Origin of the sequence: Pseudomonas sp. B111 (assembly GCF_026428275.1) — a bacterium.
Lineage (GTDB): Bacteria > Pseudomonadota > Gammaproteobacteria > Pseudomonadales > Pseudomonadaceae > Pseudomonas > Pseudomonas aeruginosa.
This window is the reverse complement of sequence record NZ_CP097857.1, coordinates 5,277,848-5,297,004: the sequence shown is the minus strand read 5'-3', so window position 1 is coordinate 5,297,004 and position 19,157 is coordinate 5,277,848. Positions and strand designations below refer to the sequence as shown.

Here is a 19,157-nt window from a genome sequence, read left to right as displayed (position 1 = left end):
TGGAGCGACTCCCGACTTCCACAAGAATTAAGGGTGACGAAACATGGGTAAAGCCAAGCTAAGCCTCGCCTGGCAGATCGTGATCGGTCTGGCACTCGGTATCGCCGTCGGCGCAGTGCTCAACCATTTCAGCGCCGAAAAGGCCTGGTGGATCGCCAACGTGCTGCAACCGGCCGGCGACATCTTCATCCGTCTGATCAAGATGATCGTGGTGCCGATCGTGATTTCCTCGCTGGTGGTCGGCATCGCCGGCGTCGGCGACGCGAAGAAGCTTGGCCGCATCGGCCTGAAGACCATCATCTACTTCGAGATCGTCACCACCGTCGCCATCGTCGTCGGCCTGCTGCTGGCCAACCTGTTCCAGCCCGGCACCGGCATCGACATGAGCACCCTGGGTACCGTGGACATTTCCCAGTACCAGAAGACCACCCAGGAAGTGCAGCATGACCATGCGTTCATCGCGACCATCCTCAACCTGATTCCCTCCAACGTCTTCGCCGCCATCGCCCGTGGCGAGATGCTGCCGATCATCTTCTTCTCGGTGATGTTCGGCCTCGGCCTGTCGAGCCTGCCCAACGACCTGCGCGAGCCGCTGGTGAAGGTGTTCCAGGGCGTTTCCGAGACCATGTTCAAGGTCACCCACATGATCATGAAGTACGCCCCTATCGGTGTCTTCGCCCTGATCGCGGTGACCGTCGCCAACTTCGGCTTCGCCTCGCTGCTGCCGCTGGCCAAGCTGGTGATCCTGGTCTACGTGGCCATCGTCTTCTTCGCCCTGGTGGTGCTGGGCCTGATCGCGCGGATGTTCGGCTTCTCGATCATGCGCCTGATCCGCATCTTCAAGGACGACCTGGTCCTCGCCTATTCCACCGCCAGCTCGGAAACCGTGCTGCCGCGCATCATCGAGAAAATGGAAGCCTACGGCGCGCCGAAGGCGATCAGCAGCTTCGTGGTGCCCACCGGCTACTCCTTCAACCTCGATGGCTCGACCCTGTACCAGAGCATCGCGGCGATCTTCATCGCGCAGCTCTACGGCATCGACCTGTCCATCGGCCAGCAGATCATGCTGGTGCTGACCCTGATGGTGACTTCCAAGGGTATCGCCGGCGTGCCGGGCGTATCCTTCGTGGTGCTGCTCGCCACCCTGGGCAGCGTCGGCATCCCGCTCGAGGGCCTGGCCTTCATCGCCGGCGTGGACCGCATCATGGACATGGCGCGCACCGCCCTCAACGTGATCGGCAATGCCCTCGCGGTGCTGGTCATCTCCAAGTGGGAAGGCATGTACGACGCGGCCAAGGGCCAGCGCTACTGGGATTCGCTGCCGCACCTGCGGCAGGCGGTCGGCGAAGCCAAGGGCAAGCAGGCCACCCTCGAATAAGGCGGCTTCCCGCCCAGGAGGCCCCGGCATCGTCCGGGGCCTCGGCGTTTCTGGCGCCGGCACCGCCTGCGCCGCTATCATCCGCGCAACGCGGGGGATTCTGAATGCTGAACGGCTTGTGGTTGGGTTTTTTCCTGGTGGCGGCGGCGAGCGCGCTGGCGCGCTGGTTGATCGGCGGCGATGCGACGGTGTTCGCGGCGATGGTGGAGAGCCTGTTCGCCATGGCCAAGCTGGCGGTCGAGGTGATGGTCCTGCTGTTCGGCACCCTGACGCTCTGGCTCGGCTTCCTGCGCATCGCCGAGAAGGCCGGTCTGGTGGAGCGCCTGGCGGTGCTGCTCGGTCCGCTGTTCCGTCGGCTGATGCCGGAAGTGCCGCCGGGGCATCCGGCGATCGGCCTGATCACCCTGAACTTCGCCGCCAATGGCCTGGGTTTGGACAACGCCGCCACGCCGATCGGCCTGAAGGCGATGAAGGCGTTGCAGGAGCTCAATCCCAGCAGCACCACCGCGAGCAATGCGCAGATCCTCTTCCTGGTGCTCAACGCCTCGTCCCTGACCTTGCTGCCGGTGACCATCTTCATGTACCGCGCGCAGCAGGGCGCGGCCGATCCGACCCTGGTATTCCTGCCGATCCTCCTGGCCACCAGCGCCTCGACCCTGGCCGGCCTGCTGTCGGTGGCGCTGATGCAGCGCCTGCGCCTGTGGGACCCGGTGGTGCTGGCCTACCTGATCCCCGGCGCGTTGCTGCTGGCCGGCTTCATGGCGGTGCTCGGCACGCTCTCGGCCACCGCGCTGGCACAACTGTCCTCGCTGTTGGGCAACCTGACGCTGTTCAGCCTGATCGTGCTGTTCCTGATCGTCGGCGCGCTGAAGAAGGTGCCGGTCTACGAGAGCTTCGTGGAGGGGGCGAAGGAAGGTTTCGACGTCGCCAGGAACCTGTTGCCGTACCTGGTCGCGATGCTTTGCGCGGTTGGCGTGCTGCGCGCCTCCGGGGCGCTGGAAGTGGTACTCGGCGGGATACGCTGGGCGGTCGAGGGGCTGGGCTGGGACAGCCGCTTCGTCGAGGCGCTGCCCACCGCGCTGGTCAAGCCGTTCTCCGGCAGCGCGGCGCGGGCGATGCTGCTGGAGACCATGCAGACCCACGGCGTCGACAGTTTCCCGGCGCTGGTCGCCGCCACCGTGCAGGGCAGCACCGAGACCACCTTCTACGTGCTCGCCGTCTATTTCGGCTCGGTCGGCCTGCAGCGCGCGCGCCACGCGGTGGGCTGCGCGCTGACCGCGGACCTGGCCGGGGTCATCGCCTCCATCGGCGTGTGCTACTGGTTCTTCGCCTGAGGTCGCCAGGCTTCGACGTCACTGGGTGACGTCGAAGCGCAGGGTGCCGATCATCTGTCCGGCCTCGGTGAGTACCTTCACCTGCCAGTGGCCGACCGGGTCGCCGGGGAAGTTCTGCTTGTGGGTCCAGGCCCGGTAGCCCTCCTTGCGGCCGCCGTGGATATCCAGGGCGATGCGGTCGAACTCCTTCCCGTTGAACATCCACACGTGATAGATGCGCTCGTCGAGGCCGCGCGGCGCGTTGATCGCGGTATAGGCGAACAGGCCCTGGCTGCGCAACTGGCTGGCGCCGACCTGCTCCAGGCTGTCGCCGGGCGTGCGGCTCTGGTCGTCGAACTGGCTGCTCACCGCCACTTCGGTCAGCCACAGGGTGGCCGGCGGCACCCAGGTACGGCCGAACCAGCCGGCCAGGCCTACCGCCAGGGTCAGGCCGAGAAGCAGGAAGCCGCGCCACCAGTGCTGTAGCGGGAAGGTCACGAGCAGGCTGGGGAAGGACAGCACGACGGCGATGCCCAGCGACAACCGGTAGCTTTCCGGGGTGGTCAGGTGCAGCAGGATCGGCAGCGAGGTCAGCAACACCGCAAACAGGGTCAGGGTGTGGTAGGCGAGGAACACCCAGCGACGCCTGGACAGCCAGCGATAGTAGAGCGGATCGGTGATGGAGATCAGCGCCGCGGCGGCCAGCGTCCCTGTGAACAGCGCCTGACCGCTGTTCCAGGTGGTGGTGATGAGAAAGAACGGCAGGACGAAGAACAGGCTTTCCTGGTGGATCAGTTGGGTCGCGTAGCGCAGCAGCGGCGCCGGGATCTCCCAGCCGAAGCGGCGGGCGAAGGTCTCCCGCAGGAGGTTCTCGAGGATCAACCAGACCCAGCTGACCAGCATGATGATTGCCAGTACCTGGGCGAAGCCCTTCTGCCGGTCGACCATGATGAAACTGAACACGCCCGAACAGAAGCCGAACAGGGCGATGGTGCGTGGATAGCGGGCCATCAGGCCGCCGACCAGGGCGATCAGTTGCTCCAGGCGGGCCTTGAGGATGGGGCGTTGTTGGTTGGGCATGGGGAACAGCGGGTTCTCGATCGGATCTGCTCGGCCAGCCGGCCGGGGCGCGCAGCATAACCCCGGCCGGGTTTCCTGGGTATGAACGAAGGACAGCTACCGCGCGGCGAATGTTTCCTTCGCCCGACAGAGGCTCCGTTCTCCTTTCGCGGAGGGCGACCAGGGAAAAAGGCGTCGCTTTCCCGACCGATGGTCGCGAAGCTTTCGGCAGCCTTTCAAACCCCTTCAATTCGCACCTTTCGGGCAATTTTAGATTGTTCGACAGGAGTTTTTACACATATGGTTACAACTCGGTCGATGGATGACGTACCCGCCTGCGTGGCCATCGACGCCGCCATGGACCGCTTCCCCGTGTCTGCCTGAGTGTGTGTCCCATGGCCTCTAATAAATCCAAAGGCGTCGCCATTTTCCGTGTGGTCAGTGGCAACTTCCTCGAGATGTACGACTTCATGGTGTATGGCTTCTACGCCACCGCCATCGCCAAGACCTTCTTCCCCGGCGACAACCCGTTCGCCTCCCTGATGCTGTCCCTCGCCACCTTTGGCGCCGGCTTCCTGATGCGGCCGTTGGGTGCGGTGTTCCTGGGCGCCTACATCGATCGCCACGGCCGCCGCCAGGGCCTGATCATTACCCTCGGCCTGATGGCCATGGGCACCCTGCTGATCGCCTTCGTTCCCGGCTATGCCACGCTGGGCGTGGCGGCGCCGTTGCTGGTGCTGTTCGGCCGGCTCCTGCAGGGTTTTTCCGCCGGCGTCGAGCTGGGAGGGGTTTCGGTCTACCTGTCGGAGATCGCCACGCCAGGACGCAAAGGCTTCTTCGTCAGTTGGCAGTCGGCCAGCCAGCAGGTCGCGGTGGTCTTCGCCGGCCTGCTCGGCGTGCTCCTCAACCAGTGGCTGAGCCCGCAGGACATGGGCGAATGGGGCTGGCGCGTACCGTTCTTCATCGGCTGCCTGATCGTTCCGGCGCTGTTCGTCATCCGTCGCTCGCTGGAGGAAACGCCGGAGTTCGAGGCGCGCACCCACCGACCGTCGCTGTCGCAGGTGCTGCGCTCCATCGGGCAGAACTTCGGCGTAGTGCTGGCCGGTACCGCGATGGTGGTGATGACCACCGTATCGTTCTACCTGATCACCGCCTACACGCCGACCTTCGGCAAGAATGAGTTGCAACTGTCGGACCTCGACAGCCTGCTGGTGACCATGTGCATCGGCCTGTCCAACTTCATCTGGCTGCCGGTGATGGGCGCGTTCTCCGACCGCATCGGGCGCAAGCCATTGTTGCTGGGTGCCTCCGCGCTGGCACTGCTGACCGCCTACCCGGCGCTGTCCTGGCTGGTCCGCGAGCCGAGTTTCGCCGGCCTGCTCGGCGTCGAGTTGTGGCTGTCGTTCCTCTACAGCAGCTACAACGGCGCGATGGTGGTGGCGTTGACCGAGGTGATGCCGGCGGACGTGCGCACCACCGGTTTCTCCCTCGCCTACAGCCTGGCTACGGCGACCTTCGGTGGTTTCACCCCGGCGGTCTGCACCTGGCTGATCCATACCCTGGACAACCGCGCGGCTCCGGGCATCTGGCTCAGTGGCGCGGCGCTGCTGGGGCTGCTCGCCACCCTGGTGCTGTTCCGCCGGCGCGGCAAGGAGATCGCCGAGGCCGAGCTGGCCAACGCCTGAGGCGTTTCGCCGCATGCCGTGCGTCGGCTCCCGCCGGGGCTGCGGCGGCGGCGTTGATGTCGATCAACCGGAGCTGCGCCAAACCGCGTAGACAGGAAGGAAGTGGTTGTACCGACTTCCTTCCCTTCCTGGAGATCGCATCATGTCCAATGTACAAAATGCCAGCCGGTCTTCCGCGTTCGCGGCGGTGGAGGGCGACCATTGGGTCGAGTCCCTCGACGATGGCCGCCACGTGCTGATCCGTCCCCTGCGCGAGGAGGACCGGGAGCGCGAACGCCAGTTCATCAACCGGCTGTCCCCGGCAACCCGCCACTTCCGCTTCCTCGGCGAGATCAAGGAAGCCAGCCCGGCGCTGCTCGACCAACTGATGGACATCGACTACCAGCAGAGCATGGCCTTCGTTGCCCTGGTGCACGAGGACGGCGAGCTGCGCGAGGTCGGTATCAGCCGCTACGCCGCCTGTTGCGAGGAAGGGCAGTGCGAATGCGCGGTAACCATCGCCGACGACTACCAGGGGCTGGGCCTCGACGCCGTGCTGATGCGCCATCTGATCGACGTGGCGCGGCGCAACGGCTTCCGCCAGATGTATTCGGTGGACTCGGCGGCCAACCGGGCGATGCGCGACCTGTGTTGCGCACTGGGCTTCGTCGGCCAGCGCGACCCGGACGACTCGACCCAGGTCATCCACCGCCTGGCCCTGTAGCCCGCTCAGGCGCGCCGGCGGCGCAGGCCGAACCAGAGCAGGCCGCTGGCCAGGAGACCGGCGGCGAGTAGCAACGGGTAGAGCATGTCGTCGTCGAACAGCGGCTTTTCGATGCGCAGGTAGCCTTCGCCGTCGAACAGCCGCTTCGCCAGCGCGTTCGCCTGTTGCAGGCTGACCTTCGCCAGGCGGCGCTCCTCATTGGGGAAATGGCCGTCCTCGTAGTCGGCCAGCGAGCCCCAGTAATAGTCCGCCAGCGCCGCGTTGCCCTGAGTGCTCCAGGCCAGCCTGGCGCGCTCGGCGAATTGCACCCGCTTGAAACGCCCCGGGTCCAGGCCATGCTGGCGGATGCCGTCGAGCAACTCGCGCAGGGCGGCCTCGGTGGCGGGCAGGTCGCTGCGCTCGACATCCGCGTCGAGGCTGAAGAAGCCCTGGTTGGCGAACACCTGGCGATCGGTCGATGGCCCGTAGGTGAGTCCGCGACGCACACGCAGGTCGGCGTACAGCGCGTCGTTCATATAGGCCTGGAGCAGGACCATGGCGTCCGGGTCGGCGTCGTCCGGCTCCGGATAGATCCAGTGCAGCATCGCACCTTCGCCGAATGGCCGGGTGATCAGGGTGCGCCTGGCCTCGGCATGCCCGTTGGCCGCCGGCAGCTCGCGGCGCTCGGGGAGCTCGTGGTCTTCCAGGGTGCCGAAGGTCCGGGTCAGATAGGCCGGCAGGCGCGGATCGAGGTCACCGACCAGGACCAGGGTCATGTTGCCCGGTACGTACCAGTCGCTGCGCAGCCGCTCCAGCTGCTCCGCGCCAAGCGGCGCCAGCGGCGCGCGCTGGGAGCAGGCCAGGCCCAGTTCCACCGCCAGTTGGTCCATGGCGCCACGGCCCAGGTTCTCGCGGTCGAGCCAGCGCTGCAGGTGCGAGTAATGGCCACCGCCTTCGCGCTCGATCACCCGCTTGGCGGCGGCGATGCGCGGCTCGTCCAGTTCGGTGCGGGTGATGGTGTCCAGCAACAGGTCGAGGACCTGCCGCTGGGTGGCGGCAGGCGCCTCGATGACGAAGGTGGTGTCGCCTTCGCTGGTATAGGCGTTCCATTGCCCGCCGAGGGCCTGCATGCGGGCTTCCAGGTCGGCCTCATCGCCGCCGTCCAGGCCGCTGAAGAACAGGTGCTCGAGCAGGTGCGGCAGCTGCTTTTCACGGCACGAGAAGTCGGCGAAACCGACCCCCACCACCAGCCGGATCGAGACGTGCCGGCGCTGCTCGGTGGGCTTGAGCAGCACGCCCATGCCGTTTTCCAGCTGGAAGGCTTCGACCTCGCTGCGCTGGTCGGCGTACGACCAGGGGCAGAGCAGGCAGAACAGCAGCAGGGTGGACAACGAACGCATGGGCCGAGCCTGGAACTGAAAATACCGAGAATAGCGGATGCTTCATGACGAACCTACCCGCAGAACGGCTAATGTCGCGAACGGCGTGTTTCCGCACGCTCCTCGACGAGCGCTGGCTCGGCCAGCGGCGCCGAGGTCATGTCGTCGACCTCGTCGGCCCAGTCGTCCTCGTCCTGGCGAACGCCCTCGTCGGCCGCGCTGCTCGGCGCGTCAGGGTTGTCCAGCACGGCGTAGGCGATGGCGCAGAACAGCGAGTTGAGACGCTTCATGTCGCTGATCAGGTCCAGGTGCAGCGAGCTGGTCTCGATGCTCTGTACCACCTGCTGGTGCAGGCGGTCGACATGGGCATGGGCGTAGCGCCGTTCCTGCAGGCGGAAGCGCTGCTTGGCCCGGCGCAGGCGCTTGGCGCTGTCGAGGTCGCCGTTGAGGAACACTGAGAGACCCAGGCGCAGGTTGGAGACCAACTGCTGGTACAGGGTGCCGATCTCTTCCAGGCCGGTGTCGGAGAACGAGCGGCTGCGCGAGGTCTTCTTGTCCTGCACGGCGGCGAGCATGTGCTCGATGATGTCGCCGGCCTGCTCCAGGTTGATCGCCAGCTCGATGATCTCCGCCCAGCGCCGGCTGTCGCGTTCGGACAGGTCCTCGCGCGGCATCCTTGCCAGATACAGCTTGATCGCGGTGTAGAGGGCGTCGACGTCGTCGTCGAGCTTGCGGATGTCCTTGCCGAGCAGCGGATCGCCGCCGCGGATGATCTGCATCAGATTGTTCAGCATCTGCTCGACGGTATCGCCCATGCGCAGGGTCTCGCGCACCGCGTTGGCCAGCGCCAGGCTCGGCGTGTCGAGGGCGGCGGGATCGAGATGGCGCGGCCGGGCGACGTCGTCGGGAAGGGCGCGGTCGGGCATCACCCGGGTGCAGAAGCTGGCCATGGCGTTGGTCAGCGGCAGGCAGGCGAGGCAGCGCGCGGCGTTGTAGAGCACGTGGAAGGCGATCACCAGTTCGGCTGTGCTGAACTGCCAGTGATCCATCCAGTCCGCCAGTGGCCCCACCAGGGGCAGCACCAGCAGGCAGCCGGCGACCTTGAACAACAGGCTGCCGAGGGCCACCCGGCGACCGGCGGCGTTTTGCGCGGTGGCGCTGAGCATGGCCAGGATGCCGCTGCCGAGGTTGGCGCCGACCACCAGGCACAGCGCGACTTTCAGCGAGATCACCTTGGACGCGGCGAGGGTCGCGGTAAGCAGCACGGCGGCCAGGCTGGAATAGGAAATCATGGCGAACAACGCGCCGGTCAGCGCGTCGAGCATGATGTCGCCGGTCAGGCTGGAGAACAGTACCTTGACGCCCTTGGCTTGGGTCATCGGCTCGGCGGCAGCGACGATCAGCTGGAGCGCCAGGATGATCAGGCCGAGGCCGATGAATACCCGGCCGAGCTGGCCGAGGCGGGTCTGTTTGCGGCTGAGGAAGAAAATCACGCCGAAGAAGATCAGCAATGGCGAAAGCCACGACAGGTCGAGGGTCAGCACCCGCGCCATCAGCGCGGTGCCGACATCGGCGCCGAGCATGATCGCCAGGGCCGGCGCCAGTGCCATCAGGCCCTGGGCGACGAAGGAGGTGGCCAGCAGGGCGGTGGCGTTGCTGCTTTGCACCAGAGCGGTGACGCCGATGCCGGCGGCGAACGCCAGCGGGCGTTTTTCCACGCTGCGACTGAGGATGCGCCGCAGGTCGGCGCCGTAGACCCGGAGAATTCCGGTGCGGACGATATGCGTGCCCCACACCAGCAGGGCGACGGCAGAGAGCAGGTCGAGCAGTTTCAGCATGGCGTGGCCCCCCTGGCACTACGACGAATGGCCAACCTCGCGCCAGGTTCCGCGTGCGTTGCGCCGCAGAGCCCGGACAACGGCGCCAACGGCCACGATGGAAAGGCAGCGTTCAGGCGAGTTGTAACACGAACGTCATATTTGGACAGGCGCCCCCCGCGGGAGTTCGTCCCGGCAGCCCGAGCGGCAGGGCGCCTACCCTTCATTCAAGCGTGCGCGCCGCGAAACGGCGAAGATTTTTTCGCCTTCCGTGCGATGCATGCGTTTGCGCCACAGGCCATGGAATTAGCCGACAGGAAGGGTATCCTTTGCACCTTTTGAAAAGCCCCGGTCTAGAGGGATACAGAGGAGTGGTGCGGATGCGATTTGCGGGGATCAGTGGCTGCCTCTCGGCGGCGGTGTTGGCGCTCGGGGTAGGGGGAGCGCCGGCGGTTCGGGCCGATGCGCTGGGCGATAGCCTGGAGCAGGCGCACATCCGCAAGGCGACCTTCGCCGCGCCGGCCTGGGAAGGCTATACCAACGCCGACGGCAGCGGTCTGTACTGGGACCTGCTGAAGCAGGTCTATGCGCCCTACGGGCTCGACGTGAAATTCATCAACATGCCCTGGAACCGCGCCAACAAGCTGATGACCGCGGGCTCCATGGTCGATGGCGTGCCGGGCGAGATCCCCGGCGTTGAGGGCAAGCTGTACGCCCAGTTGCCGATCGACATCGAGTACCACGGCGTGATGCATGCGGCGAAGACGCCCTTTTCCGGCCGCGCCAGCCTCACCGGCAAGCGCGTCGGCTGGCGCCACAGCTACAACCTGATCCCCGCGGAGCAGCGCGACTTCACCCTGGTCGAGTGCGTCCGCCCCGAGCGTTGCACCGAGCAGGTCCAGAACGGCGAGCTGGATTTCTTCCTCGACGAGCCGGACGAACTGGAAAAGCAGCGCAGCGAAGCGCACCTGGCGGCCGATGCCTATCCGATCGCGCAACTGCCGCCCGGCAAGGAGTCCTTCATGACCTTCGCCGACAGCGCCAGCGGCCGGCTCCTGCGCGAGGTCTATGACGCGCGGGTACGGCAGATGGCGGCGTCCGGCGAGCTGCGGGCGCTCTACCAGCGCTGGAACAGCGAGGTGCCCGGCGCCGTGCAGGCCCTTTCGGCGCAGTGATGCGCCGCTCATTTCCACCGCGGAGCCTTTCCGGGGCTTGCGCGGTGGGAATGAAACGCCTAGGATTCGCCCTTCATTTCCCCCACTCACGCACCGCAAAGGAGGTTACATCGATGATTCAGTTCTCTACCCTTTGCAGGCTGCGCCTGGCCTAACGGCCACCGAAACCTACCGCTCGACCCCCTGCACCGCTGAACGATTCCCGCCCTTGCGTCCGCGCAAGCTTCCGGCGAGAGGTCATCGGCTGCCGCGGTCACCGCTCCCCAGGTTTTCACTTCTCCGTTAGACGCCCTTCGCCCTTCCGCGAGTGCCCGCTCGGCTTCGGTCTGCCCCCCGGATCTACCGTTTCAATCACATGGATTGGATTATGGGCAACTACATCAAGCCTTTGTCCGCGGGCGTCGCACTGATCGCCTCGGACAGCACCTGGATCGAAGGCAAGGCGATCCAGCAACTGCAAACCACCGCCGAGCTGGACGGCATGCGCCGCGTCGTCGGTCTCCCGGACCTGCATCCCGGTCGCGGCTATCCGGTCGGCGCGGCGTTCTTCTCCGTCGGCCGCTTCTACCCGGCGCTGGTCGGCAACGACATCGGCTGTGGCATGGCCCTGTGGGAAACCGGCCTGGCCCCCGGCAAGCTGTCGGCGGACAAACTGGAAAAGCGCCTGGGCAATCTCGAACTGCCGCTGGACGAGACCTGGAACGATTGCATCGAAGCCCTGGAGCTGCCGGCCCGCGAGCACTGGCGCGCGCTCGGCACGATCGGTGGCGGCAATCACTTCGCCGAACTACAGCAGGTCGAGACCGTGTTCGACCAGGCTGCCCTGCACGCCCTCGGCCTCGATGCCGATCGCCTGCAACTGCTGGTGCATAGCGGCTCGCGCGGGCTCGGCCAGGCGATCCTGCAAGAGCAGGTCAGCCTGCACGGCCACGCCGGCCTGCTCGACGGCAGCCTGGAAGCTTCCGCCTACCTGGCGCGCCACGCCGATGCGTTGCGCTTCGCCGAGGGTAACCGCCAGCTCATCGCCCGGCGCATTCTCGAACGCTTGCGCTGCGACGGCCTGGAACTGCTCGACGTCAACCACAACCTGGTGGCGCCGGCACAGGTCGATGGCGTCGACGGCTGGCTGCACCGCAAGGGCGCCACCCCGGCCGACCAGGGCGTGCTGGTGATCCCCGGCTCGCGCGGCGACTACAGCTACCTGGTGGAGCCTGTGCCGAGCGCGCAGAGCCTGTTCTCCCTGGCCCACGGCGCCGGTCGCAAATGGCAGCGCGGCGAGTGTCGGGAGCGTCTGGCGGCGCGCTTCAGCGTCGACCAGTTGGGCCGTACGCGCCTTGGCAGCAGGGTGATCTGTGGCGACCGCCAACTGATCTACGAGGAAGCGCCGGAAGCCTACAAGGGTATCGACTCGGTGGTCGGCGCGCTGCTCGAAGCCGGCCTGCTGCGCCTGGTCGCCCGCCTGAAGCCGGTGCTGACCTACAAGACCCGTGGGGAGTGCTGCCGATGATCCTGCTGCAACTCTCCGCGGCCCAGGGGCCGGCGGAATGCTGCCTGGCGGTGGCGAAGGCGTTCGAGCGGCTGTGCCTCGAGGCGGCGCAAGCCGGCGTCGAGGTCGAGGTAATCGAGGAGGTGGCCGGCGAGCGTTCGCGCACCTGGCGTTCGCTGCTCCTGGGGCTGCGCGGCACTGCCGCCGAAGCGCTCGCCGAGCGCTGGTGCGGCGGTATCCAGTGGATCTGCCCCAGCCCCTACCGGGCAAGGCATGCGCGCAAGAACTGGTTCATCGGCGCGGAGCGCTTCGCCGCGCCGCCGGCCAGTCTGGAGGGCGAGATCCGTTTCGAGACCCTGCGCTCTTCCGGCCCCGGCGGCCAGCATGTCAACACCACCGACTCGGCGGTGCGCGCCACCCACCTGGCCAGCGGCATCAGCGTCAGGGTGCAGAGCCAGCGTAGCCAGCACGCCAACAAACGCCTGGCGATCCTGCTGATCGCCCGGCGCCTCGCAGACCAGGCGAGCAGCGCGGCCGACGCGCTGCGCGCGGAGCGCCGCCAGGCCCACGGTCGGATCAGTCGCGGCGCGGCTCGCCGGGTATTCCGCGGCGAGCGTTTCGAGCCGGCCTGAGCGGCTCAGTCGCCGAGCACTTCCTTGCGCAGCTTCACTGGCTCTTCGCCCCGCTTGCGCGCAGCGGCGCCGCGCATGCGGATGTTCAGCGCCTCCACGGCCAGGGAGAAGGCCATGGCGAAGTAGACGTAGCCCTTCGGCACATGGACTTCGAAGGCTTCGGCGATCAGCACCGTGCCGACCACGATGAGGAACGACAGGGCGAGCATCTTCAGCGACGGGTGCTTGTCGATGAAGTCGCTGATGGCGCCGGCGCAGAGCATCATCACCAGTACCGCGACGATGATCGCCGCGACCATCACCGGCACGTGGGAGACCATGCCGACGGCGGTGATCACCGAGTCCAGGGAAAAGACGATGTCGATGATCGCGATCTGGATGATGGTGCCGATGAAGCCGCCCGCCGAACCCTTCGGTTCCTCGCCGCTTTCTTCCTCGCCTTCCAGGCCCTGGTAGATCTCCGAGCTGCTTTTCCAGAGCAGGAACAGACCGCCGAAGAACAGGATCAGGTCGCGTCCGGAGACGCCTTGGCCGAACAGGTGGAAGAGGTCGGCGGTCAGGCGCATGACCCAGGTGATCGACAGCAACAGCAGGATCCGCGTCACCATCGCCAGGGCCAGGCCGAAGAAGCGGGTGCGTGGCTGCAGGTGCTTCGGCATGCGCCCGACCAGGATCGAGATCATGATGATGTTGTCGATGCCGAGGACGATCTCCAGGGCGGTCAGGGTGAAGAACGCAATCCAGATTTCCGGGCTGGTCAGCCATTCCATGAAGCGGTCACTCGTCTCGGTCAGTTACTGAACAGGGGGAACAGGCCCAGCAGCAGGGCCATGGCGAGGATTGCCAGGCACACCAGCACGGCCCATTTCAGGGTGAAGCGCTGGTGGTCGCCGAAGTCGATCTTGGCCAGCCCCACCAGCAGGTAGGTGGAGGGCACCAGCGGGCTGAGCAGGTGCACCGGCTGGCCGACGATCGAGGCGCGGGCCATTTCCACCGGGGTGATGCCGTATTCGGCGGCGGCCTGGGTGAGGATCGGCAGGACGCCGTAGTAGAAGGCGTCGTTGGACATGAAGAAGGTGAACGGCATGCTCACCAGCGCGGTGATGGTCGCCAGGTATGGGCCCAGCGCCGGCGGGATCACCGCCAGCAGGCTCTTGGACATGGCGTCGACCATCCCGGTGCCGGAGAGGATGCCGGTGAACACCCCGGCGGCGAAGATCAGCGAGACCACCGCGAGAATGTTCTCGGCGTGCGCGCCGATGCGCTTCTTCTGCTCCTGGATGCACGGGTAGTTGACGATCATGGCGATGCCGAAGGCGATCATGAACAGCACCGGCATCGGCAGCAGGCCGGCGATCAGGGTCGCCATCAGGACCACGGTGAGAATGGCGTTGAACCACAGCAGCTTGGGCCGGCGCGCCTCCGGATACTGCGACACGCTGATCTCCGCCAGGTCCTCATGGTCGGTGGGCAGGTGCAGCTCGCCGAGGCGGGCGCGCTCGCGCTTGCCGTAGATCCAGGCGATGGCGAAGATCGCTAGCAGCCCGGCGATCATCGCCGGGATCATCGGCACGAAGATATCCGCGGGGTCGACGTGCAGGGCACTCGCCGCGCGGGCGGTGGGGCCACCCCAGGGGGTCATGTTGAGCACGCCGCTGGAGAGCATGATCAGGCAGGCCATCACCAGCGGGCTCATGCCCAGGCGGCTGTACAACGGCAGCACGGCGGCCACGCAGATCATGTAGGTGGTCGAGCCGTCGCCGTCGAGGGAGACGATCATCGCCAGCGCCGCGGTGCCCAGCGAGACCTTCAGCGGGTCGCCCTTGACCAGCCGGAGGATCTTGCGCACCGCCGGGTCGAACAGCCCGGAGTCGATCATGATGGCGAAGTAGAGGATCGCGAACATCAGCATCACCCCGGTCGGCGCCAGGGTGCGGATGCCGTCGAGCATCATCGGGCCGAGGCCGGCGGCGAAACCGCCGATCAGGGCGAAGGCGATCGGGACCAGGATCAGCGCGATCAGCGCGGACAGGCGCTTGGTCATGATCAGGAACATGAAGGTCGCCACCATGGCGAAGGCGAGCAGGGTCAGCATGGATTCACTCCGGGGAAGACGGCGGACGGGCGTGCGGCGTGCGGTCAGCAGGCGGCGGGCGGGAGGCGTCGCGCGGACGGAGTGCGGCTGTAGGCGTGTGCGGAACGGGGCATGGCAATCACCATTGTTGTTTTTGTACGGGTAAGCGGGCGTCTCATGGACGCGCCGTCGTGACCGGTCTTCTGCCGGTGGTGGGCGGATGCTACGGCGGGAAGCTTTCAGGCAGCTTTCGCTGGATAACGGCGGGAAACGTGCGGGTAATTTCGGATATGTGGTCGATCAGGGCTGCCGCGCGAGGAGCGCCGCGGCCAGTTGCAGGTCGCTGTACCCAGCGTTTTCCGGGGCCTGGCGCAGGACCTGCAAGGCCGCCTGGAGGTACGCGCCATGGATCGCACCGTCGCTGGCGACGAAGCTGGCGGCGTCGTCCCGCGCCTGGACGAGCTTGTCGCCCTCGTCAGCGCTGGACTCCTGTGCGCTGACGGTGCTGCCGATGAACGGGCCGACGGTGGTGACGGCCGCCCAGAAGAAGGTGGCGGCGCCGGGTTCGTCGTCGAATTCGGGAAACACCTTGATGAAACCGAAGGCCGGTTGGCAGAGCAGGCAGAGCGCCGTGAGGGCGGCGGCCACGCGTCCTGTCGTCATGGGCTTCCTTGCAGCACGAGGAGTACGCCGACCAGGGTGGCGCCGGAAAGCAGCGTTTGCAAGGTGATGATGCCCGCCATCAGGTGGCCGTCGCCGCCCAGTTGGCGGGTCAGCACATAGGCGGTGGGCGCCGTCGGCAGGGCGAAGAACAGCACCAGCACGGCGTTTTCCATGCTCGGCAGGCCCAGCCCGCGAGCGATGGCGAAGGCCAGCAGGGGCATCGCCAGCAGCCGCGCCGCGCAGTTCCAGCCAAGGGCCGCGACTTCGCCGCCGAGTTCCTGGGGTTTCAGCGCCGCGCCGACGCACAGCAGGCCCAGCGGCAGGCTGGCCACCGCCAGCAGGTTGAGCAGGCGATCGCTGCCGCCGGGCAGGCCGACGCCGGCCAGGTTGACCAGTGCGCCGGCGAGGCAGGCGAGGATCAGCGGGTTCTTCAGGATCGGCAGCAGCAGCGCGCGCAGGCTGATGCCGCGCTCGGCGGTCAGCGCCCAGACCGACATCACGTTCACCGTCGGCACCATCAGCGCCAGCATCAGCGCGGCCAGGGTCAGGCCCGGCTTGCCGTACAGGCTGCCGACCGCGGCCAGGCCGAGATAGGTGTTGAAGCGCAATACGCCTTGGGCGATGGCGCCGAAGCGCCCGGCGTCCCAGCCGCGCCAGCGCTTGCAGAGCAGCAGGGCGAGCCAGGCGACGCCGAGCCCGAGCAGTACGGCCAGGGCCTGGCGGGCCAGGCCGGGGTCGTCCAGCGGCGCGGTCGCCAGGTTGCTGAACAGCAGCGCGGGAAACAGGATGAAGTAGTTCAGGCGTTCTGCGGCAGGCCAGAAGGCTTCGCCGGGAAAGTCCCAGCGGCGCAGGGCGTAACCGCCGACGATGAGGGCGAACAGCGGCCAGAGGGAGTAGAGCAGAGCGGTCACGGGCACCCCCGGATAGTGGAATCCGCTCATCTTGCGAGGTGGCTGCGGCACAGGGCAAGTCCGGCTTATGCTGGCACTCCCGCGAGGAGGATTCGCCATGCCCGAGACCCATACCGGCGGTTGCCATTGCGGCTATCTGCGCTACGCCGTCGCCGCGCCGCTGGACGATGTCGCTCACTGCCACTGCTCGATCTGCCGGCGCACCACCGGCGGCATCGTCACCACCTGGGCCACGGTGCCGCGCGCGGCGTTCCGCTGGCTGGCGGGCGAAGCGGCGGAATATGCCTCGTCGGCCAGCTGCACGCGCTACTTCTGCCCGCGTTGCGGGGCCAACCTGGCGTTGTTCACCCGGCTCAGCGCCGATACCCTGGACTTCACCGTGGCCAGCCTCGACCATCCCGAGCGCGCCCCCGCCAACCGGCACATCTGGGTCGGCAGCCGCCTGCCATGGCTACACCTCGACCCGCAGTTGCCCGAAGAGGACGAGGAGTTCATCGCCGGAGCGGACGCCCCGTGAGCGAAGACCGGAGCTGGCACCTGTAGGGCGAATAACGCAGAGCGTTATCCGCCGTCTGCGAGGCGCTGGAAGAGCGCCCGGGACGCGTCCTGCAGGCGCCTCCCTCAGGGCAGCATCAGCCCGCCGGCCGCCTTGTGCAGCTCGCGCAGGTGCGCGCCGACCTCCTTGATGTTGGCCTCGTTGGCTTCCAGCTCGGCGCGGCGCTCGGGATCGAGCAGGGCGCGGACCTCGCGGTCGAGGTCGTCGCTGAGCCGGCGCAGGCGCGCCTGGCGTTCGCGGGTCTGCTCTTCCAGGTGCTTCCACTCGGCGGCCTGCGGCAGGCCGTAGCCGCCCTCCAGGAGTTCCGCCGGACGACTGAGGAAGCCGCTGTCGTCGAGGATCTGCTGGAAGGTCTTGCCGGCCACTTCCAGGCGCTGGTCGCCGGCCGGCTTGTCCAGATGGCCGAGGTACAGGCGCTTCAACTCGTCCTGGGCGAGCAGCAGTTGGCGCCGCAGCGAGGCCTGCTCGAGCAGCAGCAGCGCGGCGCTGGCGCGCAGGTCGGCCTTGGCGAACCAGGGCTGGCGCTCCCTGGCCGGCAGCGCCAGCCAGTCCTCGACCTTGTCCTGGGGAATGTGCAGGCGCTGCTTGAGCACATCGAACATCGCCTGGTAGCGGTCGCGGAAGGAGTCGAAGCGGTAGCCCAGGCGCAGGGCTTCCTTGGGGTCGTCGAGCACGCTGGGATCGGCCAGCTTGCGGTTCTCCAGCATCTCGAGCACGCCGTAGGGGGTGATGCTGTCCAGGCTTTGCAGCGGTCGCCGGGGGATGCCGCTGCGCAGCAGCTTGAGGGTTTCCACCGCGCAATTGTTGGAGATGAAGTAGTACTGACCGTCGTAGCTCCAGTGACTCTGCGCGGCGCGCTCGACCAGGCTGGCGACCTCCTCGCGGTCCAGCTTCAGCGGCACCGAGGCGAGGCTGCGCAGCTCGACCTTGGTGTATTCCTCTATCACCTGCGACAGCGGCAGGACGAACAGGCGCGACGGATAGGCGCCGGTCAGGCCGTCCCAGCTGGACAATTGCAGGTCGCCGACGAAGGCGCGGTAGGACAGCACCAGATGCTGGTCGAGGTCCAGCCGGCAGTCCGGCCCGCGCGGCCGGCCGGGGGCGCAGATCACCAGGCGGAGCATGGTGTGGCCCCAGCGGCTGACCAGGTTGTCGTTGGCCTCGGCCAGCAGGTAGTCGACCTCGTAGACCCGCTCGGGGTCGAGCTGGCCCAGCGGCTGCTGGCCGAAGTCGCGGCCGGCGTTGAGGTAGGCGAAGCTCTGCGCACAGGCGCTGTGTTCCGGCGCCCAGCCGAAGCGTTGCTGGTAGTAGCGGTAGAGCGCCGGGCGGCGGCAGGCGTAGCTGGGATCGAGAAGGAAGTACTCCATGTTCACCGCGACGAACTCGCGCGGATTGCTCAGCTCGTAGACGTCCGGGCTGCGCAGTACGAAGCCATTGTGCGCCTCGCGCCGCCCGCGCTGGCCGGCGCGCTGCGGCCAGCCGGCGAGATCGAGCAGGCGCGGGTCGTCGGAGAGCGTGAAGCGGCGACCGCTCTGCCCGCGGCAATCGGTGGGCTGGGCGATCCGGCCGAGGGTTTCTTCCTGGCGCGTGCAGCGGCGGATCTCGCGTTTTTCCTCCGCCGACCACAGGCGCGCGCGATCGTAGACGTGGGTCAGCTCGTGCAGCAGGGTCGCCAGCAGCTCGCGCCGCTCGGTGCCGTGCACGCGCCCGGTCTGGCGGCTGGCGGCGCTGCCGTCGGTGAGATCGGCCAGGTACTTGCGGTTCAGCGCGATGCGCTGCGGGCCACGGGCCTGGCCCATGCCGTTGGCGGGCAGGTCGTCGCGCCACTCGACCTCGATCTCGCGGTCCAGGCGTTCGCGGAAGGCCGGCGGCAGCTTGTCCGCGGCTTCGTCCAAGAGTTGCTGGCTGGCCTCGCGCTGCGCAGGGTCCAGCCCAGGCGCGTCGAGTTTCAGGCGCAGGGCCGCCGTCGCGTTGCCGGCTCCGCAGAGGGCCAGCGCCAGCAGCCAGGCGCAGGCCTTCCTCACAGGGCGAGAATGGCTTCGGCAAGTACCTGGTCGGAGGCTTCACGGGCTTCCGGCAGACGGCTGCGCAGGGTCCGCATCGCGGCTTCCAGCTGGGCGCCGCGAATGGCGCCGTCGCTGGCGACGAAACTGGCGGCGTCGTCGCGCGCCTCGGTGACCACTTTCATGTCGCGCACGGAAGTGGTGGTGTCGGAAGTGAAGTCGATGCTGCGGTCGAGGGCGCGGACGATGATATTGCTGGTCGCGACCACCGAGCGTGCTTCCGCGGCCGTGGCGCAGAGCGCCAGCAGCAGGGCGGCGAACAGGGGGCTATGACGCATGGAGCT

General features: G+C 67.3%; 17 protein-coding genes. 8 read left to right on the top strand and 9 right to left on the bottom strand.

What is annotated here, in order from left to right; translation table 11 throughout:
* Nucleotides 1-43: 43 nt before the first annotated feature.
* A complete protein-coding gene (gene gltP, locus M6E97_RS24505) occupies nucleotides 44-1,378 on the top strand; it encodes a glutamate/aspartate:proton symporter GltP (protein ID WP_003096956.1) in 1,335 nt (444 codons plus the stop codon).
* 104 nt (nucleotides 1,379-1,482) lie between these two features.
* Complete coding sequence (locus M6E97_RS24500; protein WP_003096953.1) at nucleotides 1,483-2,712, top strand: nucleoside recognition domain-containing protein; 1,230 nt, start codon at nucleotides 1,483-1,485, stop codon at nucleotides 2,710-2,712.
* 18 nt (nucleotides 2,713-2,730) lie between these two features.
* Here M6E97_RS24500 and M6E97_RS24495 read toward each other — a convergent pair whose 3' ends face one another.
* Entirely contained in the window at nucleotides 2,731-3,771 is a 1,041-nt protein-coding gene (locus M6E97_RS24495; protein WP_003136421.1) for a DUF5924 family protein, read from the bottom strand.
* A gap of 374 nt (nucleotides 3,772-4,145) precedes the next feature.
* On the opposite strand from M6E97_RS24495, the gene M6E97_RS24490 reads away from it, so the two are divergent.
* Nucleotides 4,146-5,435: an MFS transporter gene (locus tag M6E97_RS24490; RefSeq protein WP_003096941.1), complete on the top strand. Its 1,290-nt coding sequence runs from the start codon at nucleotides 4,146-4,148 to the stop codon at nucleotides 5,433-5,435.
* Nucleotides 5,436-5,577: 142 nt separating this feature from the next.
* Nucleotides 5,578-6,138 carry a GNAT family N-acetyltransferase gene (locus M6E97_RS24485; RefSeq protein ID WP_003096934.1) on the top strand — a complete coding sequence of 187 codons (561 nt, stop codon included), beginning with the start codon at nucleotides 5,578-5,580 and terminating at the stop codon, nucleotides 6,136-6,138.
* A 5-nt stretch (nucleotides 6,139-6,143) separates the two neighbouring features.
* Here the strand turns inward: M6E97_RS24485 and M6E97_RS24480 are convergent, their stop codons facing one another.
* Together M6E97_RS24480 and M6E97_RS24475 are read right to left on the bottom strand one after the other, a co-directional pair.
* Complete coding sequence (locus M6E97_RS24480; RefSeq protein WP_033938242.1) at nucleotides 6,144-7,517, bottom strand: M16 family metallopeptidase; 1,374 nt, start codon at nucleotides 7,515-7,517, stop codon at nucleotides 6,144-6,146.
* A 68-nt stretch (nucleotides 7,518-7,585) separates the two neighbouring features.
* On the bottom strand, nucleotides 7,586-9,334 hold the full coding sequence (locus tag M6E97_RS24475) for a Na/Pi cotransporter family protein (protein WP_003136417.1): 1,749 nt from the start codon (nucleotides 9,332-9,334) through the stop codon (nucleotides 7,586-7,588).
* 353 nt (nucleotides 9,335-9,687) lie between these two features.
* Here M6E97_RS24475 and M6E97_RS24470 point away from each other — a divergent pair, with 353 nt between their 5' ends.
* The 3 genes from M6E97_RS24470 (at nucleotide 9,688) to prfH (ending at nucleotide 12,606) form a co-directional block, all read left to right on the top strand.
* Nucleotides 9,688-10,488, top strand: a complete 801-nt coding sequence (locus M6E97_RS24470) for an ABC transporter substrate-binding protein (protein WP_003142128.1) — start codon at nucleotides 9,688-9,690, stop codon at nucleotides 10,486-10,488.
* Between the two features lie 367 nt (nucleotides 10,489-10,855).
* On the top strand, nucleotides 10,856-11,995 hold the full coding sequence (locus M6E97_RS24465) for an RNA ligase RtcB family protein (protein ID WP_033938240.1): 1,140 nt from the start codon (nucleotides 10,856-10,858) through the stop codon (nucleotides 11,993-11,995).
* Nucleotides 11,992-12,606 (top strand): peptide chain release factor H, encoded by a 615-nt coding sequence (prfH, locus tag M6E97_RS24460; protein WP_009878317.1) that lies wholly within the window; start codon nucleotides 11,992-11,994, stop codon nucleotides 12,604-12,606. The genes M6E97_RS24465 and prfH overlap by 4 nt, the downstream gene beginning before the upstream one ends.
* A 5-nt stretch (nucleotides 12,607-12,611) precedes the next feature.
* Here the strand turns inward: prfH and M6E97_RS24455 are convergent, their stop codons facing one another.
* The 4 genes from M6E97_RS24455 to M6E97_RS24440 all read right to left on the bottom strand — a co-directional run bounded on the left by M6E97_RS24455 (nucleotide 12,612) and on the right by M6E97_RS24440 (nucleotide 16,284).
* Complete coding sequence (locus M6E97_RS24455; protein WP_033938239.1) at nucleotides 12,612-13,376, bottom strand: TerC family protein; 765 nt, start codon at nucleotides 13,374-13,376, stop codon at nucleotides 12,612-12,614.
* Nucleotides 13,377-13,396: 20 nt separating this feature from the next.
* Nucleotides 13,397-14,701, bottom strand: coding sequence for a CitMHS family transporter (locus M6E97_RS24450; RefSeq protein ID WP_003096918.1), 1,305 nt, complete (start codon nucleotides 14,699-14,701; stop codon nucleotides 13,397-13,399).
* Nucleotides 14,702-14,980: 279 nt separating this feature from the next.
* Nucleotides 14,981-15,343 carry a DUF2388 domain-containing protein gene (locus M6E97_RS24445; protein WP_019484460.1) on the bottom strand — a complete coding sequence of 121 codons (363 nt, stop codon included), beginning with the start codon at nucleotides 15,341-15,343 and terminating at the stop codon, nucleotides 14,981-14,983.
* Nucleotides 15,340-16,284 carry an AEC family transporter gene (locus M6E97_RS24440; RefSeq protein WP_009878316.1) on the bottom strand — a complete coding sequence of 315 codons (945 nt, stop codon included), beginning with the start codon at nucleotides 16,282-16,284 and terminating at the stop codon, nucleotides 15,340-15,342. Before M6E97_RS24440 ends, M6E97_RS24445 begins: the two co-directional genes overlap by 4 nt.
* Nucleotides 16,285-16,351: 67 nt before the next feature.
* On the opposite strand from M6E97_RS24440, the gene M6E97_RS24435 reads away from it, so the two are divergent.
* The gene (locus M6E97_RS24435; RefSeq protein ID WP_003110364.1) at nucleotides 16,352-16,771 is read left to right on the top strand and encodes a GFA family protein; all 420 of its coding nucleotides are present in this window, start codon (nucleotides 16,352-16,354) and stop codon (nucleotides 16,769-16,771) included.
* Between the two features lie 104 nt (nucleotides 16,772-16,875).
* On the opposite strand, the gene M6E97_RS24430 is transcribed toward M6E97_RS24435, so the two are convergent.
* Both M6E97_RS24430 and M6E97_RS24425 read right to left on the bottom strand, forming a co-directional pair.
* Nucleotides 16,876-18,834 (bottom strand): DUF4105 domain-containing protein, encoded by a 1,959-nt coding sequence (locus M6E97_RS24430; RefSeq protein ID WP_003110363.1) that lies wholly within the window; start codon nucleotides 18,832-18,834, stop codon nucleotides 16,876-16,878.
* Entirely contained in the window at nucleotides 18,831-19,151 is a 321-nt protein-coding gene (locus M6E97_RS24425; RefSeq protein ID WP_003114112.1) for a DUF2388 domain-containing protein, read from the bottom strand. Before M6E97_RS24425 ends, M6E97_RS24430 begins: the two co-directional genes overlap by 4 nt.
* Nucleotides 19,152-19,157: the final 6 nt, after the last annotated feature.

Excerpts from the sequence above, each read along its gene's own strand:
- gltP (WP_003096956.1), top strand. The coding sequence starts at position 44 with ATGGGTAAAGCCAAGCTAAGCCTCGCCTGGCAGATCGTGATCGGTCTG.
- M6E97_RS24500 (WP_003096953.1), top strand. The coding sequence starts at position 1,483 with ATGCTGAACGGCTTGTGGTTGGGTTTTTTCCTGGTGGCGGCGGCGAGC.
- M6E97_RS24495 (WP_003136421.1), bottom strand. The coding sequence starts at position 3,771 with ATGCCCAACCAACAACGCCCCATCCTCAAGGCCCGCCTGGAGCAACTG.
- M6E97_RS24490 (WP_003096941.1), top strand. The coding sequence starts at position 4,146 with ATGGCCTCTAATAAATCCAAAGGCGTCGCCATTTTCCGTGTGGTCAGT.
- M6E97_RS24485 (WP_003096934.1), top strand. The coding sequence starts at position 5,578 with ATGTCCAATGTACAAAATGCCAGCCGGTCTTCCGCGTTCGCGGCGGTG.
- M6E97_RS24480 (WP_033938242.1), bottom strand. The coding sequence starts at position 7,517 with ATGCGTTCGTTGTCCACCCTGCTGCTGTTCTGCCTGCTCTGCCCCTGG.
- M6E97_RS24475 (WP_003136417.1), bottom strand. The coding sequence starts at position 9,334 with ATGCTGAAACTGCTCGACCTGCTCTCTGCCGTCGCCCTGCTGGTGTGG.
- M6E97_RS24465 (WP_033938240.1), top strand. The coding sequence starts at position 10,856 with ATGGGCAACTACATCAAGCCTTTGTCCGCGGGCGTCGCACTGATCGCC.
- prfH (WP_009878317.1), top strand. The coding sequence starts at position 11,992 with ATGATCCTGCTGCAACTCTCCGCGGCCCAGGGGCCGGCGGAATGCTGC.
- M6E97_RS24455 (WP_033938239.1), bottom strand. The coding sequence starts at position 13,376 with ATGGAATGGCTGACCAGCCCGGAAATCTGGATTGCGTTCTTCACCCTG.
- M6E97_RS24450 (WP_003096918.1), bottom strand. The coding sequence starts at position 14,701 with ATGCTGACCCTGCTCGCCTTCGCCATGGTGGCGACCTTCATGTTCCTG.
- M6E97_RS24445 (WP_019484460.1), bottom strand. The coding sequence starts at position 15,343 with ATGACGACAGGACGCGTGGCCGCCGCCCTCACGGCGCTCTGCCTGCTC.
- M6E97_RS24440 (WP_009878316.1), bottom strand. The coding sequence starts at position 16,284 with ATGAGCGGATTCCACTATCCGGGGGTGCCCGTGACCGCTCTGCTCTAC.
- M6E97_RS24435 (WP_003110364.1), top strand. The coding sequence starts at position 16,352 with ATGCCCGAGACCCATACCGGCGGTTGCCATTGCGGCTATCTGCGCTAC.
- M6E97_RS24425 (WP_003114112.1), bottom strand. The coding sequence starts at position 19,151 with ATGCGTCATAGCCCCCTGTTCGCCGCCCTGCTGCTGGCGCTCTGCGCC.